This window comes from Psychrobacter immobilis (genome assembly GCF_904846175.1).
Taxonomy (GTDB): Bacteria; Pseudomonadota; Gammaproteobacteria; order Pseudomonadales; family Moraxellaceae; genus Psychrobacter; species Psychrobacter immobilis_E.
In genome coordinates this window covers 18,085-39,478 of record NZ_CAJGZM010000004.1, presented here as the reverse complement: position 1 = coordinate 39,478, position 21,394 = coordinate 18,085, and the positions used below count along the sequence as shown (strand labels likewise).

At 43.9% G+C, this 21,394-nt stretch carries 19 protein-coding genes and 1 tRNA gene; 5 read left to right on the top strand and 15 right to left on the bottom strand.

The genetic code is table 11. The features are described 5' to 3' along the window. Window positions 1-48: 48 nt before the first annotated feature. Window positions 49-1,593 carry an oxygen-independent coproporphyrinogen III oxidase gene (gene hemN / locus JMW39_RS06695; RefSeq protein ID WP_227679443.1) on the bottom strand — a complete coding sequence of 515 codons (1,545 nt, stop codon included), beginning with the start codon at window positions 1,591-1,593 and terminating at the stop codon, window positions 49-51. Between the two features lie 694 nt (window positions 1,594-2,287). Between hemN and JMW39_RS06690 the strand changes: the two genes are divergently transcribed. Beyond that, window positions 2,288-3,847 carry a YifB family Mg chelatase-like AAA ATPase gene (locus JMW39_RS06690; RefSeq protein WP_201545031.1) on the top strand — a complete coding sequence of 520 codons (1,560 nt, stop codon included), beginning with the start codon at window positions 2,288-2,290 and terminating at the stop codon, window positions 3,845-3,847. Between the two features lie 180 nt (window positions 3,848-4,027). On the opposite strand, the gene ilvD is transcribed toward JMW39_RS06690, so the two are convergent. The 5 genes from ilvD to JMW39_RS06665 all read right to left on the bottom strand — a co-directional run bounded on the left by ilvD (window position 4,028) and on the right by JMW39_RS06665 (window position 7,958). Continuing rightward, entirely contained in the window at window positions 4,028-5,710 is a 1,683-nt protein-coding gene (gene ilvD, locus JMW39_RS06685; protein ID WP_201545029.1) for a dihydroxy-acid dehydratase, read from the bottom strand. Between the two features lie 152 nt (window positions 5,711-5,862). Next, window positions 5,863-6,540, bottom strand: a complete 678-nt coding sequence (locus tag JMW39_RS06680; RefSeq protein ID WP_201545027.1) for a phosphoglycolate phosphatase — start codon at window positions 6,538-6,540, stop codon at window positions 5,863-5,865. A 101-nt stretch (window positions 6,541-6,641) separates the two neighbouring features. Then, entirely contained in the window at window positions 6,642-7,142 is a 501-nt protein-coding gene (locus JMW39_RS06675) for a DUF4385 domain-containing protein (RefSeq protein ID WP_201545026.1), read from the bottom strand. A gap of 195 nt (window positions 7,143-7,337) precedes the next feature. Then, a tRNA-Phe gene (locus JMW39_RS06670) sits at window positions 7,338-7,413 on the bottom strand. A gap of 122 nt (window positions 7,414-7,535) precedes the next feature. Further along, window positions 7,536-7,958 carry a hypothetical protein gene (locus tag JMW39_RS06665; protein ID WP_201545024.1) on the bottom strand — a complete coding sequence of 141 codons (423 nt, stop codon included), beginning with the start codon at window positions 7,956-7,958 and terminating at the stop codon, window positions 7,536-7,538. 423 nt (window positions 7,959-8,381) lie between these two features. On the opposite strand from JMW39_RS06665, the gene hisB reads away from it, so the two are divergent. The 4 genes from hisB (at window position 8,382) to JMW39_RS06645 (ending at window position 10,964) form a co-directional block, all read left to right on the top strand. Further along, window positions 8,382-9,065: an imidazoleglycerol-phosphate dehydratase HisB gene (gene hisB / locus JMW39_RS06660; RefSeq protein ID WP_201545022.1), complete on the top strand. Its 684-nt coding sequence runs from the start codon at window positions 8,382-8,384 to the stop codon at window positions 9,063-9,065. A 48-nt stretch (window positions 9,066-9,113) separates the two neighbouring features. Further along, on the top strand, window positions 9,114-9,692 hold the full coding sequence (locus JMW39_RS06655; protein WP_227679442.1) for a cysteine hydrolase family protein: 579 nt from the start codon (window positions 9,114-9,116) through the stop codon (window positions 9,690-9,692). A gap of 79 nt (window positions 9,693-9,771) precedes the next feature. After that, window positions 9,772-10,404, top strand: a complete 633-nt coding sequence (gene hisH, locus JMW39_RS06650; RefSeq protein ID WP_201545020.1) for an imidazole glycerol phosphate synthase subunit HisH — start codon at window positions 9,772-9,774, stop codon at window positions 10,402-10,404. A 167-nt stretch (window positions 10,405-10,571) separates the two neighbouring features. Beyond that, window positions 10,572-10,964, top strand: a complete 393-nt coding sequence (locus tag JMW39_RS06645; RefSeq protein WP_201545018.1) for a hypothetical protein — start codon at window positions 10,572-10,574, stop codon at window positions 10,962-10,964. A 27-nt stretch (window positions 10,965-10,991) separates the two neighbouring features. Here the strand turns inward: JMW39_RS06645 and JMW39_RS06640 are convergent, their stop codons facing one another. The 9 genes from JMW39_RS06640 to JMW39_RS06600 all read right to left on the bottom strand — a co-directional run bounded on the left by JMW39_RS06640 (window position 10,992) and on the right by JMW39_RS06600 (window position 21,240). Further along, window positions 10,992-11,294, bottom strand: a complete 303-nt coding sequence (locus tag JMW39_RS06640; RefSeq protein WP_227679441.1) for a hypothetical protein — start codon at window positions 11,292-11,294, stop codon at window positions 10,992-10,994. Between the two features lie 14 nt (window positions 11,295-11,308). Continuing rightward, window positions 11,309-12,625, bottom strand: a complete 1,317-nt coding sequence (locus tag JMW39_RS06635; protein WP_201545016.1) for a valine--pyruvate transaminase — start codon at window positions 12,623-12,625, stop codon at window positions 11,309-11,311. A gap of 131 nt (window positions 12,626-12,756) precedes the next feature. Continuing rightward, window positions 12,757-15,429, bottom strand: coding sequence for an ABC transporter permease (locus tag JMW39_RS06630; protein ID WP_413786219.1), 2,673 nt, complete (start codon window positions 15,427-15,429; stop codon window positions 12,757-12,759). Further along, a complete protein-coding gene (locus tag JMW39_RS06625) occupies window positions 15,429-16,151 on the bottom strand; it encodes an ABC transporter ATP-binding protein (RefSeq protein ID WP_201545014.1) in 723 nt (240 codons plus the stop codon). Before JMW39_RS06625 ends, JMW39_RS06630 begins: the two co-directional genes overlap by 1 nt. Next, window positions 16,148-16,972, bottom strand: coding sequence for an arylesterase (locus JMW39_RS06620; RefSeq protein WP_201545013.1), 825 nt, complete (start codon window positions 16,970-16,972; stop codon window positions 16,148-16,150). Before JMW39_RS06620 ends, JMW39_RS06625 begins: the two co-directional genes overlap by 4 nt. Before the next feature lie 112 nt (window positions 16,973-17,084). Next, the gene (locus tag JMW39_RS06615) at window positions 17,085-18,410 is read right to left on the bottom strand and encodes a CynX/NimT family MFS transporter (RefSeq protein WP_201545012.1); all 1,326 of its coding nucleotides are present in this window, start codon (window positions 18,408-18,410) and stop codon (window positions 17,085-17,087) included. Window positions 18,411-18,762: 352 nt separating this feature from the next. Further along, window positions 18,763-19,008, bottom strand: a complete 246-nt coding sequence (gene nqrM / locus JMW39_RS06610) for a (Na+)-NQR maturation NqrM (protein ID WP_201545011.1) — start codon at window positions 19,006-19,008, stop codon at window positions 18,763-18,765. Window positions 19,009-19,130: 122 nt separating this feature from the next. Beyond that, entirely contained in the window at window positions 19,131-20,261 is a 1,131-nt protein-coding gene (locus tag JMW39_RS06605; RefSeq protein WP_201545010.1) for an FAD:protein FMN transferase, read from the bottom strand. Window positions 20,262-20,439: 178 nt separating this feature from the next. Then, entirely contained in the window at window positions 20,440-21,240 is an 801-nt protein-coding gene (locus tag JMW39_RS06600) for an SDR family NAD(P)-dependent oxidoreductase (RefSeq protein ID WP_201545009.1), read from the bottom strand. Between the last annotated feature and the right edge of the window lie 154 nt (window positions 21,241-21,394).

Genomic DNA, 21,394 nt, shown 5'->3' with positions numbered 1-21,394 from the left:
TCGCTCGTGCGAAGTCTTTTTTTATTAACAATAATGGATTAAAAAGTCTTAAATAACCTTAGAGAAGCGATTTTTATGTTTTTTCTCAAGATACTCATCAAACACCATGGCGACATTACGACCTAATAGTCGACCTTTTGGCAGGACGCGAATACCAGCAGCATCCATATCAATCAGGCGGTCGTCTTGCATTTGACCCAGTTGCTGAATTTCATCAATAAAGTAGGTGATAGCATCGATACCAAATTTCTGATTGACGTCTCTAAAGTCGATATAGTCGTGACACAATAAATTCATAATCACGTATTCACGTAAGCGATCTTTAATCGAGGTTTTAATGACATTGACCGCTGGCATGATCGCTGGATTATCACGCTCCGCATCGATATTTTCTTTATATACCTGCAAATCAGTATGATTTTGTAGGATATAGCTGCTATTGGCATTAGAGATTTGACTGATAGACGACACCCCAAAGCCCAATAAATCGCAATCGCCCATGATAGTATAACCCTGAAAATTGCGATGTAATTTACCTTCGCGCTGGGCGATAGCAAGCTCATCATCAGGTTTGGCAAAATGGTCGATACCGATATATTGATAACCGGCTTCGCTCAAGGTATTGATGGTATTACCGAGCATGGTAAGCTTGGCAGCTGGCGTCGGTAAATCTGCCTCTTTGATTTGGCGTTGAGATTTAAAGCGTTCAGGCAGATGGGCATAATTAAAGACCGATAAGCGGTCGGGTGCCATCTCGATAATGCGGCGTACTGTTTTATCTAAGGTCGTTGGCGTTTGATGCGGTAAACCGTAAATCAGATCGACGTTGGTAGAATGGAAGCCCAATCTACGCGCTTCAGCAAGCACATTTTCAATAAGTTCGGCAGAGTTGATACGGTTGACCGCGATTTGTACTTTTTCATCTAAGTCTTGCACGCCCAAACTCACGCGGTTAAAACCCAAGTTGCGCAGTACTGTTAATGTCTCGTCACCCAACTCGCGCGGGTCGATTTCAATAGAGTAATCGCCTTGGTCTTCTGGCAGAAATTCAAACTGGGTCTGTAAAAATTCCCAAAGTTGTATCAACTCATTATCTTGTAAAAAGGTTGGCGTACCCCCACCGAAATGCAGCTGTTTGACCAGTGGTTTTTTACCGTCGGCAGGTGTTTTTAATAAGCTACGTTTGTGCTTAATTTCTGCCATTAAATATTCTAAATAATCACCGGCGTCGCTATTTTTTTTGGTAATAATTTTATTACAAGCACAGTAATAGCAAAGGTGACGACAAAACGGAATATGGAAATACAGCGATAAGGGCGCATGGGCTTCACGCTCTTGCAGAATTTTGGTCTCAAGTCCTTCTGGCATCGGTGAGAACTCTAAAGCAGTAGGGTAGGAGGTATAGCGCGGCCCCGAGCGATTATATTTATTGATAATATCTTCATCAAATGCCGGTAATTGCTTACTGGTAATGCTGCCGCGCGTACTGGCATACGGATTGTCCGGCTGCGTCACAGGGCGCACTGTGGTCGGCTGTTCGCTGGCATGGGTGAAAGGTTTTTGGGCGCTATTGATATCGGTTGGTTCTGACATGCGAGATTCCTCGGTTTGACGGTATAAATCGCCATTATTTACGTGATGAGCGCATGGCTTTTTGAGTCGAAAAATTGCTTTGCGAAGTGGGTTTTCTAAATACATTTTTGCTAGAAATTAGGTTGCTCTGAGTTGCGTTAAGACAAGATATATGACTCATTAAGCAGGCTAAATGGTCCTGTTAAATACTGATGCTAAGTATTAACGCTAAATAGGTAATAAGCAGTATAACAAATCATTGGTTATAGTGGCATGGACGGCAAGTTTTCGTATATACCCATAAAGTTGTATTGTTATCTGGAATAAAAAAAGACTTCAGGATTAACCTAAAGTCTTTTTTATTAAACTTAATAATTTGGCTAGGGCATGTCCTCATTCTAAAAATGGTGATAGAAATGAGATAAACTGCAGCCAAACAAGGAAAATAGCGCAGTTAATATCGGGATATTACCCAGCTATTTGACGAAGTTTGGCAAAATTTAGCCATTTTTAGCCCATTTAGATGTCCATCGATTGAATTGAGGACATGCCCTAGGATTATTCTCTTAATTTAATCCCTTCACCAACAGTTTGTTGGGAGATTTCGCTGGTGCTCAAACATTTCTTAAGTTCATTAATAAAAAATAAAACACGACATTTGCGCGCTGATTAATAATACTCTATTATCGATGAATCTCTATATTAGGAAACGCTCATGTCGTTTGCCCAAGTCTATACGCGCTCAGTCGTCGGACTGCATACCCCGCAAGTCATTATCGAGGTGCATTTATCACAAGGCTTGCCAGCGCTGACCATTGTCGGTTTGCCTGCTGCTGCCGTACGCGAAAGTAAAGATAGGGTGCGCTCAGCGATTTTGAATTCGGGATTTCAGTTCCCTAATCGGCGCTTGACGATTAATCTAGCACAAGCAGACTTGCCAAAAGATGGCGCAAGATTAGATTTGCCTATTGCCATCGGTATTTTAGCCGCTAGCGGGCAACTTGAACCAGAAGTATTGTCAGGGTTTGAGTTTATCGGCGAGCTTGCACTAAATGGGGAGCTGAGGCAAGTGAGCGGCAGCTTGGCAGTCGCTCGCGCGATAAAAGCAGAGTCGCTAGTAGCAAAGCCTGCAACAGATGATGAACAAGCGCCGCACCAGTTACGGCAATTACGTCAATTAATAGTACCGATTGATAATGGTGTGGAAGCCAGCCGTGTCGATGGCGTCGAGATATTAGGCGCTCAAAGCCTAAAAGCGGTTTGTGGTCATCTGCAGTCGTTAGCTGACTCAAGCGCAACCTTTGAAAGGTTAGAGATAGTCGCGGCCAGTCCAGCGCAGCAGCATATTGGTTATCAGGTGGATTTGGCGGATGTGAAAGGTCAGCATCATGCTAGGCGAGCGTTAGAGATAGCCGCTGCAGGTGGTCATTCGCTATTATTTACCGGGCCACCCGGTTCCGGCAAGACTTTGATGGCATCACGGCTACCAACTATCTTGCCAGATTTGAGTGATGAGGATGCATTAGAAGTTGCTAGTACCTATTCGGTGGCAGATAGCGACTATGGTTACGGTACGCGTCCATTTCGCCAAGTCCATCATACTATATCTGCGGTGGCATTGGTCGGTGGTGGTTCTCGCCCCAAACCTGGCGAGATTACGCTTGCCAACAAAGGCGTTTTATTTTTAGACGAGCTACCTGAATTTGACCGTAGCGTATTAGAGGTCTTGCGTCAGCCATTAGAGGCAAAACAAATCACCATTAGCCGTGCCAACTCGCAGATGACATTTCCAGCAAACTTTCAATTGGTCGCTGCTATGAACCCATGCCCTTGTGGTTATGATGGCGATGGTTCAGGACGATGCCGCTGTCGTCCCGAGCAAATCAAGCGTTATCAGGACAAGCTATCGGGACCGCTACTAGATCGCATTGATTTGCACATTACCGTGCCAGCACTGCCAATAGCTGATTTACAAAATGCTCAGGCAGGTGAAACCTCTGAGCAGGTACGTACTCGAGTATCTGCGGCACATAATCGTCAATTAATAAGGCAGAAAAAAGTTAATAATGAGCTAAGTCCTAGCGAGATTGATCAATATATTCAGTTAGGAGAGGGCGAGCAGCAGTTATTGCAGCTGGCTCAGCAACGTTTGAATTTATCTGCTCGTGGTTATCATCGGGTATTGCGCGTGGCTCGAACCATTGCTGATTTGGCTGACAGTACCGATATCACTAGCGCCCATGTGTCTGAAGCATTGAGCTATCGTAGTAAGTGATTTATTTTTAAGTAAAAATAGCCTAGTAACATTGCTATTATCATTTAAATCAATACGTTCAGTTGAACGAGAAAATGGATGTGAATTATTAATACTTTGCGGGAGGCGGCTTTAGGTAGGAAATTTAACAGCAGAAAAACACCTCAGGCATTCCTTTGCCCAAGGTATTTTTAATAGTGATTAATACTTATCGGTAATGGCGCCTTCCGATGCACTACCAACGGTTTTGGCATATTTAGCCAGTACACCACGTTTTACGTTTGGCTCTGGTGCTTTCCATGCACTTAAACGCTTTTGAATGTCTTCTTCGCTGACATTTAGGTTTATTTCATTGTTATCGGCATCAATGGTAATGGTGTCGCCGTTTTCAATGATAGCAATCGGGCCACCAACCATGGCTTCAGGGGTGATGTGCCCTACGACAAAACCATGACTACCACCAGAGAAGCGACCATCGGTAATTAACGCGACATCATTACCCAAACCACGACCCATGATGGCAGAGGTAGGTGACAGCATTTCACGCATGCCGGGGCCACCTTTAGGGCCTTCGTAACGAATAACAACCACGTCACCCGCCACCACCGTGCCATCTAAAATAGCGCTCATGGAGTCTTCTTCGGAGTTAAATACACGCGCTTTACCCGTAAACAGAGTACCTTCTTGACCACTGATTTTTGCCACCGAACCAGTCGGTGCAATGTTGCCGCGTAAGATACGTAAGTGGCTGTCGGCTTTAATGGGTTTATCAAAAGGTCTGATAATGTCTTGGTCTGCTGGGTAGTCTTTTACGTTAGCTAAATTTTCAGCAATGGTTTTACCGCTAACGGTTAAGCAGTCGCCGTGTAGTAAACCTTTTGCCAGTAAACGCTTCATTAATGGGGCAATACCACCAATTTTAATGAGCTCTGACATTAAGTATTTACCTGATGGGCGTAAGTCGGCCAGTACCGGTACGCGTTTACCAATTTCGGTAAAGTCATCAATATTTAGCTCTACGTCAATCGCATCGGCCATGGCTAGTAAATGTAGTACAGCGTTGGTAGAACCACCCAAAACAATCACTATTGTAATAGCGTTTTCAAAGGCCTTGCGCGTCATAATGTCGCTAGGCTTAATGTCGTTGTCGATTAACCATTGGATCGCTTCACCTGCTTTTCGGCAGTCTTCACGTTTTTCAGGGGAGATAGCTTCTTGAGCAGAGCTGCCCGGTAAGCTCATGCCCAAGGCTTCAATCGCTGATGCCATGGTATTGGCGGTATACATGCCGCCACAAGAACCCGGACCAGGAATGGCTGTTCTTTCAATTTCTAATACTTCTTCCTCGGTCATATCGCCACGGGCATTGGCACCGACGGCTTCGAATACAGACACGATGTCCGTGTGGTTTTTACCTGGCTGAATGGTACCGCCATAAATGAATAGCGAAGGACGGTTTAAGCGCGCCATGGCCATCAGGCAACCCGGCATGTTTTTATCGCAGCCACCGATAGCAATGATCGCATCGTGGCCTTGGCAGCCTGAGACGGTTTCAATGGAGTCCGCAATCACTTCACGCGATACCAAGGAGTATTTCATACCTTGGTAACCGTTAGCGATACCGTCAGAGATGGTAATGGTATTAAAAATAATAGGTTTGGCATAGGCAAGATAAACGCCTTTAGCCACTTCCTCCGCTAAGCCGTTAATATGAATATTACAAGGCGTCACTTGGCTCCAAGTCGAGGCAATTCCCACTTGTGGGCGCTTAAAATCTTCATCGGTAAAACCAACCGCACGCAACATAGAACGCGCAGGTGCTTTTTGAATGCCATCGACCAAAATAGCGGAGTACTTTCTGTTGGTGTCATCTTTTTTAATCATTCTCTTGCTCCAATAGCGTACGGTTTATTGGCTTGTTAAAGGTTAAGCTAATTAAAGGCTAATCACAGTTTGCAAGTTTGCAAGTTTGCAAGTTTGCAAGTTTGTAAGGTAAAAGGTTGTCTTGTTATTTTTTTAACTATTCTAAGTACGCACTAATCTTTTAAAAGGTATTTAACTAATGCCGCAAAGTCATCAAACGCTGCGGTAGGGTTGAGCTCACGAATATCTTGCCCATAGTTATAACCATAAGATAGCCCAAGCGTATCCATATTGGCGTTTTGTCCGGCTAATATATCGTTTCTTGAATCACCAATCATAACCGCTTGATCTGGAGTGACATTTAACGCCTCACACACATGCAATAACGGTGCGGGGTCTGGTTTTTTAACGGATAGACTATCTCCGCCCAGTACTTCGGAAAATAGATTTTGCCAACCAAAAGACTGCAATATCTTAGGGACAAAACGAATAGGCTTATTGGTCACTAATGCCAATGTATAGCCTGCTGCTTTGAGCTTTTTTAGTCCGCTATCTACATCTGGGTAGGCGACGGTTTTGCTACCACTAATATTATTATAAGCGTCAAAAAATACTTGCTCAGCGTGATCAGCTTCTGCTTTTGTTAACTCACCTTCTAAGACTTCTATCTTACCTACCAATGCGCGCTCGACCAGCATTCTTGAGCCATTGCCGACCCAGTTGCGTATGGTGTCGAGAGAGTAGGTTTCTTTACCAAGGGTGGTTAGCATAGTGTTAGTAGCATCAGCCAAATCTGGCACGCTATTGATTAAAGTGCCGTCGAAGTCAAAAATTAAAAGTTGCTTATTCATTATTCCTCGCCTTTCGGGTTATCACGTCTGTTTCTTAAATTCATGTTTTAACCATAGCATAAGAAGCTATCTAAACGCATTCAAAGCTTATGTTCGCTCGATTATTTAACCTCTTTATAGCGCTGACGATGTTCGTCTTTCATCTTTAAATAGTCTTTGTTTTCACGACATTTATCCCAAGTTTGCTTGAAAATACGCGCTGACTCTGCTTTGATAGGGTCTTCAGTTTGCCGTGGTAGCTCTTCGCGCCCATGCGCGCCGCTCTGACCTTTTTTATCATCAGGCACTGGTCCTTTGTATTTCTTACCGCCTTTATGATTGGCATAGCGACGGGCGCGGGTATAGCCCATTTGAATAAATTTGCGCGCCATATCCGCACCAACAAAGTCATCGGCAGCCAGATAATCTAAAAACATCTGATAAATAATCTCGCTACTCTCAAGCGCAATATCAGGCGTAGCAAAGCGCCAATGTGGCAATATTTCGGACTTGTAAGGCTCTACCAATAATACGCCTTGCTCACCGCGACCGACACGGTACAGCTCGGGCTGCGCGCGCAAGTCTAGGTTTTTATAATCCAAATCATAATCAAACTCTCTCATGGTTTTTACCTCTAGCGTTGCATTAATCGCTTTAGTATAGAGAGAAGTTACACTTCAAAAACAGCCTAAAAATGTTATCTATTAGTGCGATTATCAGGTGTAGTAGATAGCTGTCCCTGTAATTTTTATTAAATTTTAAGCATAAAAAAGCCCCAAACATTTAATGTTTGGGGCTTTTTAGAATGCTTAAACGAATGGTGGCTCGAGGCAGGTTCGAACTGCCGACACACGGATTTTCAATCCGTTGCTCTACCGACTGAGCTATCGAGCCGTCTTCGTTGAGGCGCTATTAAACTAAATATAGGCGTTACTGTCAAGCGCTTTTTGCATAATAAGCGAAAAAAGCGCATAAATAATCGAATATCAGCCAAATATAAGGTTTTAACCTCGTATTTAATCCTTAACGCGCAGGAGCTCATACTCGCTCATGATAAGATGAATATCGGCATCGACTGGAACAAACTCACGCACGCCTTTTTTCACTTCGGCATCGTAGACCAGTTTGATAAACTTAGCATCGATGGCGCGACCTCGATTTTGGCTGTGTACCGTGAGATATTGCAAGCGTTTTGCATCGGTTTGTCCATCATCAAAGCAAGCAACCGCGGCGATAGGCTTGTCATTAAACATGCCGACATACAGGGTTTGACCGCGCTTAAAACCTTGCTCAACGAGATTTAATACTTCTGCGCCACTTGGCTGGTTATGATCGCTGTCATATAAGGCATGCAAGCGCTCGGATAGTTCGTTTTCACGCGCAGGTTTTTTAATGAGTGGTGCATCTAAGCTGTTGATGGCGATGGCTTCTAAAGGCATAATCAGTTCCTATAAATAATCGGTTGCTATAAGGTGATACAGCGTGGCATCGAGTGTAGCATTGTAGAGTCGGCGCGGCTTATGATTGATAATACTGAACGCACTATTTTAGCAGAATAGGGCGATTTTGTGCGTGGATTACTGCTTGGTCGTGGCAGTAAATGCTAGGGTTTGCTATGATGAGGATAGACAATGGTTTATACGCAAAAAACCTAATATTTCGGCTTTTTGAATAAGTATTTTTAGTAAAAATTTGAATAAGCCTTTTGCATAAACATTGACTCCACTTTTAGCTTAGTTTTTTATATTTTTTATTCATTGTTTTATTCATTGTTTTATTATTTATTTTAGACGCTAGTAAGAATGCTTTGGGCGCTTTTTCGCCCTATTTTATTGACCGCTTTTCATTTATAGAGAGTAGCCATGACTGCCAATTCTACGACGACAACCAATACAGCCAATACAGCCAATGCAACTGAGCAAAACGAATCTACCAATCTAAATTTACATGGTCGCCCAGCTCGTACCGCTACCGTTGAGCGTAATACTGCTGAAACGCAAGTGACTTGTACCGTCAATCTTGATGGAACGGGTCAAGGCACTGTCGATACTGGTGTGCCGTTTTTGGATCATATGATTGATCAAATCAAACGTCACGGTTTGTTTGACTTAGATATTAAATGTACCGGCGACACCTTTATCGATGATCACCACAGTGTTGAAGATACGGGTATCACGCTTGGGCAAGCATTCAACAAAGCATTGGGCGATAAAAAAGGCATCCGTCGTTATGGGCATTTTTATGCGCCACTCGATGAAGCGCTTACCCGTGCAGTGGTTGATTTATCAGGCCGTCCTGGTTTGCATATGGACATTCCTTTTACCCGCTCGCACGTCGGTAACTTCGATGTCGATTTGTTCAGCGAATTCTTCTACGGCTTTGTCAATCACTCATGGATGACGGTGCATTTAGACAATCTTAAAGGCAAAAACAGCCATCACCAAATCGAATCAACCTTTAAAGCTTTTGCTCGTGCGCTACGCATGGCTTGCGAATATGATGAGCGGGCGCTTAATACTTTGCCGTCGACCAAAGAGGCTTTTTAATAGTAAGTTGACTTTTCCTAACGAATTAAAGTTAAATTGAGACCTGTGATGAATTTGAAATATAAGAACCCAGCGTTGTTAGTTATTGATGTTCAGCAAGGGTTCGAAGATGAAGCTTATTGGGGAGGGAATCGCAATAACAAATCAGCAGAAAAAATTTGCGGTGAAATTCTACAAAAATGGCGAGATTATAGACTCCCTATTTTTCATATACGTCACAGCTCATTAGAACCAAATTCCAGACTACACCCAACTCATGCTGGTTTTGCTTTCCATCAATGTGCAATGCCAAAAACGCATGAGACAGTGATAACAAAGCATGTGAATAGCGCATTTATCGGTACAGATTTAAAGCAGCAACTAGACGAGCAAAAGATTTCTACCCTTGTCATTATTGGACTGACTACCAATCATTGCATATCGACAACGACACGTATGGCTGGTAATTATGGATATGAAACTTATCTCATATCAGATGCTACGGCTACTTTCGATAGAGTAGGCGTTAATGGTGAAAAGTTCGATGCAGAGCTTATGCACCAGACTGCATTAGCCAGTTTAAATAAAGAGTTTGCAACTGTCTTAAGTACAAGAGAGCTCTACGAGCGATTACAATCTTTTGCATAGATGAGCGAATCAGGATTAGTTACCAACTTACCATTAATGCATCATCTTCCTATTTTAATATGATACTAAAGACGCACTTATGAAAATAGCACTATTAGATTATGGCATGGGTAATTTGCACTCGGCCAGCAAAGCATTGTCAGCGGTAGGCGCGGAAGTCGTTATTACCAATGACCCAAAAGTCGTCGCGGCGGCTGATAAGATTCTCTTCCCGGGTGTCGGTGCCATGCGCGACTGTATCGCTGGCATGCACGAGGCCGGTATTGATGAGGTCATACGTCAGGCGATATTTAATAAGCCCGTCATGGCCATCTGCGTCGGTATGCAGGCGTTGTTCGAGCAGTCCGCTGAGAATGGTGGTACAAAATGCTTGGGCATCTTAGATGGCAGCGTAGAAGCGTTTGACCCTACTTGGAAAGATGAGCAAGGTGCGACCATTAAAGTGCCGCACATGGGCTGGAATACTATTAACGGTATGGATTTTGCCCATCCGTTGTGGAATGGTATCGAAGATAATGCGCATTTTTACTTTGTCCACAGCTATTACTGCGCGCCAGCCGACAGCTCGCAAGTGGCTGCCGTTTGTGACTACGGTCAGCCGTTTTGTGCCAGTATTTTGCAAGACAATTTGTTTGCGACCCAATTCCATCCAGAAAAAAGCCACACCGCGGGCTTGCAGCTGTTAAAGAATTTTGTAGATTGGAATATCTAAAAAGCATGTATTACATGTTTAATTGGACAGTTTTGATTAAACAGCTTCGATTAAACAGGAAGGTAGGTTAGCAAATGTTTAATCTACCTTTTTTATTCTCAATATATAATTAGTTGTTTTTCATTTATACTCAGTTGTTTTTTATCTCTTATACACGGAATAAAATCGTGGATTTTTATCTCTTTAAAAACGGCGTCGTGGATGCCACAGGATTAGACAAAGATGCCTTACATATGTATGTGGGCATTGGCGTCTACCTATTAAGTTTAATCTTGCTACGTCCAATTTTTAAAAAATACAGTATTAGAGCATTTATTGCTTTGATTATGGTGACAGCCATCGCCTTATTGGGTGAATATTTAGACAATCGCCAGACGATTACCGAGCTAGGACTCGCAGGGTTACAAGCTGCAGAAATAAAGGCCAGTATCCATGATATTGTTAATACCTGTATGCTGTCTTATATAATCTATGGCTTTACTGTATGGACAAAGACATTTCAGTCAATCAACACCGTCAAACCTATGATTAAACGACAGAAAAAAACGGACTATTCATAAGTCCGTTTTTTGCTTCAAGAAGGTAATCTAATTTGGATAACCTCGAATAGGAGCTATAGGATAAAAGAGAAATAAATGATCCATTTTTCTTCTTCTACATTTATCCAAAAATTCTATTAATAAATCTTCATTTTCTAAAAACTCATCAAGCTGTTCAGAAGAGATTTCATAATATTCTTCAAACTCAACATACCTCTGATTTGGCGGACTAACTGGAAAAGATAAGTAATATTTATTGGTAGTGGTTTCTTTACCTAGCGAGTATCTTTTTTCTCTACTAATTTTCATATTTTCAAATTCGTAACGCATAGAAGCCTCACGCAAAGTCATATTATCAAGCCAACCTATCTTTCATCATAAAGCTCGCGAACCACTTCACCAATCACTCGAATACCATCAATCAGCGTTTGCTCATCAGCGGCGATACTCATGCGGATACATTCGTGAGCATGCTGATAATCGCTGACATCGACACCAGGGAAGAAGTACTCACTTGGAACGATAATCGTACCTTTTTCTTTCAAACGCTCGTACAGATCAAGCGTGCTAATCGGCAAATCTTTAAACCATAACCATAAGAAAATCGCGCCCTCAGGCTTATGAATCATTAACGGATAATCACCCAACGCTTCTTTTAAAAGCTTTACCGCTAATGTGGCTTGCTTTTGATAAAAAGGTTTAATCTCATTATCAGCTAACTGCTTGATACGGTCATCGTTCACCAATGGCGTCGCAATCGCTGCGCCAAAGCGTGTCGGCGCTAGATTCACCACCGCATTCATCGCGCTGACCGCTTCGATGACTTTCGCGTCGGCAACGACAATACCCGTACGCATACCGGGCAGACCAATTTTAGACAGGCTAAAACAAAGGATCGTATTGTTATCCCAGTTTAAATGCGCATCTGAATAGATGATATTAGGGAAGGGCATACCGTAGGCGTTATCGATGATGAGAGGAATATCATAACGTTTGGCAATCTCAGCTAAATGCGCCATTTCTTCATCGGTCAATACATTACCCGTTGGATTGGTCGGACGCGAACAGCAAATCGCACCGATACGACCTTCTTTTAAAGCGGGTAAATTCTCTAACGCTTCAAAATCGACGCGATATTTAAAGAAACCTTCCTCGCCATCATGGGTTACTTCATCAATATGCGGTAATACGGCTGCGAAATGCTGACCTTCGACATGAACATCACTATAGCCAATATATTCAGGCGTTAATGGCAGTAGGATTGATTTATCGACAGATTCGTTTTTTTCATCAAGGAACGCTCCACCAAATAAGTTAAACAAATAGAAAAAAGCATTCTGCGAGCCATTGGTCAGAGCGATATTTTCTGCCGTCAAATTCCAATCATAGTGACGATTAAAGAAGCCGACTAACGCATCGATAAAGCCCGCATCACCTTGCGGATTGGAGTAGTTTGCCATGCTAATAATAGCGCTACTATTAGCCTCACCCGTATCATTATCATTGCCAAGCGCTTTATAAGTCTCTAAAAATAGCTCATTGACGGCATCAATCTTGGCGGGATTACCACCGCCCAGCATATTAATAGGCTGATCGCTTTTTAGCGCATCGCCCAAATCATCCATCAATTGCGAGATGCCAGTAGGCTGGGTAAATTTTTGACCGAACTTTGAGAATTTCATAAGGTTACCGTACTTTTCTGAGTGGTTTATGAGAGCTGTATATGAACATTGAGATGGGCATTAGTATAACAAATAGTCAGTTTTAAACGAGCTGGAATATTAAGACTGACTGACATTGACAATATCAACTGTTATATCATCGCCCGTACTCTAGCCATAATCCCGCGCCCAATCACTAAGCGCACATAAATAATAGCGATAGCGAACAACAACGCAATTAACGCCACACCGCCGATACCTAAGCTTGCCCATGGCACACTAAAGCGCAGGTTAAACCATTGGGTAATAGCAGCCCACGCCCCGATATTAGCGATAATAACCGCGAATAAGGCGGCACTAATGCCAAGTATGCCAAGCTCTAATATATTTAGCATATATAAGTCGCGTTTTTGCATACCGAGCAGCCTAAATGAAGCACTATCCGCCATGCGATCTTGTGAGGTGGAGAGTAGCGAGCTAATCAAAACCATAATACCCGTCAGCAATGCCAGTAAGGTGAAAACATAAACCAAGCGGCTCATTTGCACGACCAACTCTTGGACTTGCTGCGCGATTGCCGTACCGTCAATGGTCGTTACCGCAGGAAACTCTCGTACTAGCTGACCTTGGAGCTTTGGAATTTCTTCCGCTGCGACGTGGGCAGTGGCAAATTGGATTTGCGGGGCAGCTGCTAGCACCTTAGGCTCAAATAAGAAGTAAAAATAGGGACTGGGTCCTTTTTCATAGCGCGAGCGAATACTGGTAATTTGCCCAACGATCTCAATCCCTTGGATATTAAAGTGAATCTGATCACCCATGCCGACATTTAGCAAGCTGGCAGCTGTATCCAAAATCGATAACGGCGCAACGGCTTGTGCTGAGGCATTATCTGCAGTCTTAATAGGGGCATAAAGCGAATCTTTTGCTAGCGAATCAGTAATAAATTCAGTATCCATCACCGTATCTGCGTAGCTTAAATTAAAAACACGCGCAGGGTCATCAAAGCCGTCCGCAGGTTCGATATCTTGTACGGGTACATCATTAGCCGTGACGACACGCGCACGAATGACAGGATAATAGCTAACAGGTGCAGCAATGATGTTATTAATCTCATCATGCTGGTCACTTTGAATATCGAGTAAAAATAAATTGGGCGCATCTTCAGGGTAAGCATTAATAAACTGCGCATTAATACTATGATTAAGCGTGGTAATCAAAGTTAAGACCGCCACTGACAGCGATAAAGTGACAAAAAATAATGCTGACTGATTGCCTTTACGGGCAAGGTTATGGATAGCAATACGCTGCATCCAGCTGATATTAGAATGTTTGGCAAAATTAGTCAGTAGCCATAACCAACCGCGCGCCAATAGCCAAAATATCGCTACGAAGGCAGTCAAGCCTATCAAGAGCTGCGCACCTAGTATCAGAGAATTGACTTCATAAGCAAAAAACGCATAAAGCCCGATTAGCATCAACCCATACCATAATAATGGCAAGCGTTGATACCAAGGCATATTTTGCGAGTTTGTGCTTACTCCTTGATTGAGTAAAGTAGCAGGCTTGGTCGTACTTAGTGTGCTTAAACCACGCTGAGCGATCAGCAAGGTCAGCACTAAAGCAATAACAATGGTTTTAATGGCGCTGATAGGATTGATAGCTAAACCAACATCAGCAGGCAAGATAGCAATCAGATACGGCTGACCGACTTTAAGTAAGCCAAAACTGACGATAACTGCGGCAATACAGGCGATGATAGTGGTAACAATCAAAAGCTGATAGTAGCTGCGTTTCAGCGACTTGAGCGGTTCACCCAATGCTAAGCGAATGGCGTTACTAGACTGCTGCTTGGTCACAAAAGCCGTAATGACGCCATACATCGCTACCGCAGATAACAAGAGCACGGCAATGACGAGTAGCTTTAAAAACATCAATACATTATCAGAAATACGCGAGACAGAGGTATCTGCTGATTCTGCATCAGAAAGCTCAATATCTGGATAATTGCTTAGTATTTGTGTAAGTTTATCACGCTGCACGGCCATTAATTCAGGCTCGCCAGCCAGTTCAATACGGTAATTAATGCGGCTACGCTGACCCAGTAAATTTGTTGCTGCGAGCGCATCTTGATGCATCAAAACCCGCCCGCCAAAACCAAAGGCGGTTAACGGACGGTCAGGTTCTTTGGTTAGCACATCACTAATGGTAAAATCAGCATCACCAATGGTGATTTGGTCACCGACACTGGCGTTTAAGCTGTTCAGTACTTCGGGCGCGACGACGACATTATCAGCGCTTAATTGCTGCCATAAAGGCTGTCCTGAAGCAAGCTCGGCTTCCCCATATAACGGATAAGCCGGAGAGACGGCTTTGACGCTGGCAAGCAAAGTTTGCTCATCGGTCACCACCATCGCGCTAAACTGATAGTCATATACTATTTGCGTCTCAGCGACCGTCTCTACTTGCGTTAATACCTCACTCGGCCATTCTTGCTTACTGTTTAATATTAAGTCGCCGCCAACGAGGGCGCGCTGATTGTCATTGATATAGGTATTGACCGATTGCTGAACGGAGTCGAGGGTCAAGTAAGTGGCAAGCGATAACGTTAGCGTGAGTAAAAATAATAGCGGATAGATCCAGCGTTGCCACCAACTGCGACTTAAGGCTTGCGCGCCCAATCCTTGTAAACCTAGAATACGGCTAAACAACTGGCGCATGATACCGCCAGTATAATCTGACTCTTTTGCCATGCTAGTATCAGTCGTAGCAGTAGCATCGATGGGTGAATGTTTCTCTGTTTGCTTATTATTATTCAAGTTATTCATCAAGAAATTATCCGCCCGTCATGCATGGTAATAACACGATCTGCCATCTCAGCAAGCGCGGCATCATGGGTGACGACGACCAGTGCCGAGCCCACTTGCTGGCGTAAATCTAATAATAGCTGCATCACTTGATTGGCATTTTGCTCATCTAAGTTGCCTGTTGGCTCATCGGCAAAGACAATCTTCGGCTGTGAAACCAACGCGCGGGCAACAGCAGTACGCTGCTGCTCACCACCTGATAACTGGTTGGGTAAGCTATCACGCCTATGTCCCAAATCAACCGCTTCAATCAGCTCGTTTACCCGCGCTTTGTTTGGACGGCGAGCTATATCAAGCGGGAAGGCAATGTTTTCTGCTACCGTCAATGTCGGTAATAGATGAAAAGATTGAAAGACAAAACCCATATCACGTTGGCGAATGACCGCCAACGCATCTTCATCAAGGCTGCTTAAAGTTTGCCCTGCCAATTCAACGGAACCACTATCAGGATAATCTAACGCTGCTAATAGTCCTAATAACGTGGATTTTCCTGAGCCAGATTTGCCCATGATGACCACAAACTCGCCAGCATTAACATATATATCTACGTCTTTGATGATAGATAGCTTTTGCTCACCGACTTGCACGGTTTTATTAAGTTTTAAAGCAGTCAGCAATGCTGAGGGTTTCGAAGCGGGCGTGATGGTTGTAGTTGAATCTAAATCTGAAGCTAATGGTGTCATTGCGTGGTCTCAGTAGGCGTGCTTGTTGATGTTAGCTTTGCTTCTAGCTTTTCAATTTCAGGCTGTAAGATTGGCAAAATATTATCATTAACGATAATCGTATAACCCTCTTTGGTTGGATGAATGGCATCGGCTTGGTTTAATTTAGGGTCGCCGCCCACACCATCTAAAAAGAAGGGAATCAGCGTCACATTCATATCTTTAGCCACTCTTGGATATATCGCGGCAAACGACTCGACGTAGTCAGAGCCAAGATTGTCATAAATCTGCATACCGCCTAAGATAACTTCGCTTCCATTATCCTGTAGTCGTTTAATAGCAGTGCGAATATTGGCCTCGACCGTTGCCACATCAATACCACGGATGGCATCATTGGCACCAACGGTCAAAATGGTGATATCAGGTTTGGTCTGCAATACCCAATCCAATCGATTGACAAGCCCCGTACTCGTTTCACCACTTAAGCCTGAATTGACCACTTTGACGTCTTTATAGCCAAGCTCTTTTAGGCGTGCTTCTAACTGAGCGGGGTAATTGGCATCATTATCGACGCCAAGCCCTTCGGTTAATGAATCACCCAATGCCAATATCGTTAATGGCGCTTGCTGCTCAGTTGTAGTTTTAGTTTTCTGGGTTTCGTTGGTTTGGGTGCTAGTGCTTTGAGTAGTGACGGTTTGAGTGCTATCGTCAGCCTTATTAATGTCAGGCTCTTTTTGACAACCGCTGACTACAAGGGTAACGCTTAATGCCGCCGCTATTATTAAAGGTTTGGATACAGAGGCAGGTAAGCGTTTAGCCAAATAAGAAGAGATATTTATCATGATTTTGCTGTCCTATTTACAATCAAACCAGTGTAGCAAACTAAGCTTATGAGCAATATGGCGCGACAGTTAACGGTATTGCGCGCCTGTCAGTCGGTATAAAGGGCAAAAATTAAGCCTTCTTACCATCGACCATTACCGGGCGGCTAACCATCCAAGCAAAACCCACGTTTACCACCATCAAGACCAACATGATTAATAAGGGCAAATCCCAACTGTCCGTTGCTTCATGCAACCAGCCTGTGCCCAATGGACCGAAAAATGCAATCAGATAACCGACCGCCTGCGCCATACCCGACAGCTCGCTTGATTGATTGGCGGTATAAGTACGCATCGAAAATAGCATCATACTTAAGGTAAAAATCGCTGAACAACCAATACCCATCAGTGCCGACCATAACCACGCTAAATCAGCTGATAAATAGCTGACTCCTAAGATACCAATCACGTTTAAGACGGCAGCAAATACCGCCAACGCCTGAATAGGGCGTCCACGATTGACCAGCCAAGTTAAGCTTAAAATCGCTACCGGCGCCATAAACTGGAATACCGAGTTCATCTGCCCCGCGCTTACTGCCGATAGTCCTTTACTGAGCCAAATCGAGGGTAAAAAACTGGCAACGGTATAAAAAAGCAGCGACTGTAAGCCCATGAAAACCGCAATTTGCCAAGCAAGAGGCGTGCGCCACATGGAGATGGGGGACGGGGCTTTTACGCCTTCAGCAAGCGGTACAACTGGCTGATGATTTGACGAGCCCAAACGCAGTCGTAGCAGCACCCAAATAATTAAGGCAAACACGCCTAAAATTGACCAACCACCAAGTGCCCATTGCCAGCCAACTTGTTCGGATAATGGCAAGACTACGCCCGCGACAATCCCTGCTGACACCGTCATGGTGAGACTAAACAAACCCGTAATCAACGGAATATGATTTGGTGTGCGCTGCTTAATCACAGGAGCGGCAAGGGTATTTGCAAAACCAATCGCTAACGTTAGCAATAACGTGCCACCTAAAAAGCCAATCCAAGTAGGAATGACGCTACGAATAATCATGCCTACCGTTAATAAGGCAATCATCGCAATCAAGGTGTTTTCAAGGCCGAAACGTTTGCCAATCGCTGGCGAAATAAAAGCCCCGAGCGCAAAAGTCAACATTGGCACCGCGCCAAGCCAGCCAATTTGGGTTTCGGAGATATTAAGCGCCCCTTGCACCACCGGCGCAATAGAACCCAGCGCCACAATCGGCGAGCGCATATTGGTCGCCAATAAAATCATGGCACAGAGCACTAGCCAAAACGTGAAGCGTGAAGAGGGCAGCTTAAAGTTTGACGGCGCGCCCGACTGAGACTCGGAAGAATGGAGCGGCAAATCATTTTGCACATTAGGAGAGGTAGACATAGCAGCACGACTATCAGCATAAGAAAAAGGACACGTCATTAAAAAGCGCAGGCGCACCATCGCTTATAAAATAACACCAGAGTACGTCACCCAAAAGGTGATTGAGACAATAGATTAGAATGTAAGAGTTCAGAATATAAAAACGCTTGCCGAAAGCAAGCCATATGTAATGATTGTTCTATCGAGCAGCGCAAACTTAATATATGAATAATGGCTTTGATTTTTTGCTTATAAAAAGCGTTCTATACCAATGCTAATCTATAAACGCTAAACGCATAAAAAAATAGCGTCAGTCACTGTTAGTTTGCAATATTAATTACAAAGGACTAGACGCTATTATAGGAACAGATGTTAGGTGAATGCTACCATCGTATGGTAACAAATAAGGCGTTTAGACAGACTTACCTAGTTGGGCCGCTTTAAGCGCGATTTCTTGCTGCTCGGCGACCAGTGAATCGCATTTATTGGGGTCATTACCACAAAATGAGCAGTGTTCGTCGCCCATCAATTTCGCCACACCGCCGCAAGAGCCTCTAAGCGGCTTTTTCTTGACCATATAACCGATGCCCATGAAGATAAAAAACAGCATGAAGACGGTAAAGGTAATGGCAAGCATAGGAAGCAATTGGTTAAGCATAGAGGGAACCTCTCGTTTAAAATATGGGACAGTCATCTATTCGATAACTTGCTTATAGTATAGCAAAAATTCGCCTTGCTCGTTTGTGCTTAGCAGTTACATTAAAGCCTAGGCTTTTGATATTAAGACTTTTTATCAGCCCGCAGGGTTTTCATCGCAGGAGTTTCTACCACTTGCCAATCATCAATACTGTCGGTAGCGGTATCTGCTGAAACGTCTTTGGCCAAAATCACAAATAAAGCAGCGATATTGTGCTCTTTGGCGGTTGCTAGCGCTTTTTCATAAGGCATCGCGGTCAAGGCAGTTGCCCAAGCATCAGCCAGCGCAACTGTTTCTGCAGCAACGGTTACTGAGGGCGCACCGCCCACAATTGGTTCGCCTGTCGTCGGGTCGATAGTATGACTGTAGTGCTTACCATCAAAAACGACGGAATTGCGATAATTGCCAGAGGTTGCAAGCGACATAGTAGTGCCATTATTAATAGGCTGACGAATCACTGCCATGGTTTGGCGTGCGCTTACTGTGCTGCCTTCGATGGGCGCGTCAATCGCAATTTGCCACGGTTGCTGCTGAGCACTGACGCCAGAGGTCGCGACTTCACCGCCAATCTCAACCATATAATTGCGAATCTGATAGTCATCTCTGAGTACATCGGCGATAACGTCAACGCCATAGCCTTTAGCCACCGCCGAAAAATCAAGCTCGACGCCATCTTTGGTTTTATAAATGCTTTGGTCTTTTTGTATCACGCTTTTAAAGTCGACCAATGCTTTTGCTTGTGCAATCTCAAGCGCCGTCGGTGGACTTTGTAAGCGTTCAACCGTCATGGTACTGCCAAAACCCCAGGTTTCAATCAATGGCATCACCGTAGGATCAAACGCGCCGCCCGATAGCTCATAGACTTGCCTAGACGCTTCTAAGACATGGCTGAAATCGGCGTCGATAGCAATAGGGCTATCTTTATCTAATTGGTTGAATTTAGAAATGGTAGAGTCCGCTTGATAAGTGGACATGCTGTCATTGATGTCTTGCAGGCGCTTATCGATGGCGGCTTGTATGGCAGCTTCATCAGCGCCTTTAGGCAATTGATAACTGATATGGTAGCTGGTGCCCATGGTCTCGCCGCTGAGATTGTTATAATCAGTCTTTTGCTGGCAAGCGCTAAGAGCAAGTACGGAGCCGATAGCAATCACAGACAGAAAGGCGGGTTTCATTGATGGGTTAGCAGCGCTAAGCGAGGTTAAGTTTGTCATAGGAGTCATCACAGCTTGATAGAGCAAAGGGGTGAGTGGGGCGCATTAGCTAGCAAAAATAGTTAGTCAATAACTAAGTAGTCAATAACTAAGCAAGCTAAGCGTTGCCTATTTTACACCCCTTGTCACCCATAACGCCAATCATCGACCTAAGACATATCTGCTTAGCCTGCTAGGTTTATGTTACTTTTGATTCACGGATAAGCTTATAAAGCTTTGGCGGTGATAAACGATTGACCATAGTGGCGAGCTTTTCTTTATTACCGGCAATGATAATATACTCTTCTTCGTTAGTCAGCGCTTTGACGACCTGTTTGGCAAAGGCTGTCGCCGTCAATCCTTTATTGGTTGCCTCATCCATCGTACCCTGCACGCTACCATCACCAGTCAACGCATTGATAGAGATATTGGTTTGAATAAATCCTGGGAATATCGTTGCTACCTCTATACCTTGCTCATGCAATTCTGCACGCAGGCTGTTTGCCCACATATGGATGGCGGCTTTGGCAGCACCATAAGCGCCGCGATATTGGGTACCGAGTAAACCCGCCACACTTGATACCATTACGATTTTGCCGCCACCTTGCGCAATCATATCTGGTAATACCAGTCTGGTCAGCCGCGTTTGCGCAAAGTAATCTATCTCCATGATTTGCCGTTCGACGTCCTCAGTCGTTTCCATAATAAGCGAGCGTTGACTGACGCCGGCATTATTAATTAGCCAATCCACTTTCTCAGTTTTAGCTTTGACCGTTTCATAGGCTTCTTTTGCTTGCTTAGCATCGGCGATATCAAAGGGGATAACGATATGTTTTTTGCTATTTTTGCAGCGTTTTTTAACCGTCTCTAATTTCTCTTTATCACGCCCGCTTAAAATAATCGTGGCACCGCGTTTGGCAAAGGCGATAGATAATGCTTCACCGATACCGCTAGAAGCGCCGGTAATCCAAATGGTTAAATCTTTAATTTTGGTTTTCATAAGAATCCTTTCTGCTGCGAAGATGTTTTTCGTCACATCATCTGATTTATTTAGCCCATAAAAAAAGAGCCTCCATTGAGACTCTTAATTTATCATATATTATCGGGCTAATTGTGTTTGCTTAATAAAGGGTTGTATTACTCCATTTAATCAA

Bases quoted from the DNA above. Each gene is read 5' to 3' on its own strand.
- ilvD (WP_201545029.1), bottom strand. From the start codon at position 5,710: ATGATTAAAAAAGATGACACCAACAGAAAGTACTCCGCTATTTTGGTC.
- JMW39_RS06680 (WP_201545027.1), bottom strand. From the start codon at position 6,540: ATGAATAAGCAACTTTTAATTTTTGACTTCGACGGCACTTTAATCAAT.
- JMW39_RS06625 (WP_201545014.1), bottom strand. From the start codon at position 16,151: ATGACACCATTAGCTTCAGATTTAGATTCAACTACAACCATCACGCCC.
- JMW39_RS06665 (WP_201545024.1), bottom strand. From the start codon at position 7,958: ATGCCTTTAGAAGCCATCGCCATCAACAGCTTAGATGCACCACTCATT.
- nqrM (WP_201545011.1), bottom strand. From the start codon at position 19,008: ATGCTTAACCAATTGCTTCCTATGCTTGCCATTACCTTTACCGTCTTC.
- JMW39_RS06655 (WP_227679442.1), top strand. From the start codon at position 9,114: ATGAATTTGAAATATAAGAACCCAGCGTTGTTAGTTATTGATGTTCAG.
- JMW39_RS06630 (WP_413786219.1), bottom strand. From the start codon at position 15,429: ATGAATAACTTGAATAATAATAAGCAAACAGAGAAACATTCACCCATC.
- hisB (WP_201545022.1), top strand. From the start codon at position 8,382: ATGACTGCCAATTCTACGACGACAACCAATACAGCCAATACAGCCAAT.
- hisH (WP_201545020.1), top strand. From the start codon at position 9,772: ATGAAAATAGCACTATTAGATTATGGCATGGGTAATTTGCACTCGGCC.
- JMW39_RS06675 (WP_201545026.1), bottom strand. From the start codon at position 7,142: ATGAGAGAGTTTGATTATGATTTGGATTATAAAAACCTAGACTTGCGC.
- JMW39_RS06690 (WP_201545031.1), top strand. From the start codon at position 2,288: ATGTCGTTTGCCCAAGTCTATACGCGCTCAGTCGTCGGACTGCATACC.
- JMW39_RS06615 (WP_201545012.1), bottom strand. From the start codon at position 18,410: ATGACGTGTCCTTTTTCTTATGCTGATAGTCGTGCTGCTATGTCTACC.
- JMW39_RS06605 (WP_201545010.1), bottom strand. From the start codon at position 20,261: ATGACAAACTTAACCTCGCTTAGCGCTGCTAACCCATCAATGAAACCC.
- JMW39_RS06600 (WP_201545009.1), bottom strand. From the start codon at position 21,240: ATGAAAACCAAAATTAAAGATTTAACCATTTGGATTACCGGCGCTTCT.
- hemN (WP_227679443.1), bottom strand. From the start codon at position 1,593: ATGTCAGAACCAACCGATATCAATAGCGCCCAAAAACCTTTCACCCAT.
- JMW39_RS06620 (WP_201545013.1), bottom strand. From the start codon at position 16,972: ATGATAAATATCTCTTCTTATTTGGCTAAACGCTTACCTGCCTCTGTA.
- JMW39_RS06635 (WP_201545016.1), bottom strand. From the start codon at position 12,625: ATGAAATTCTCAAAGTTCGGTCAAAAATTTACCCAGCCTACTGGCATC.
- JMW39_RS06640 (WP_227679441.1), bottom strand. From the start codon at position 11,294: ATGACTTTGCGTGAGGCTTCTATGCGTTACGAATTTGAAAATATGAAA.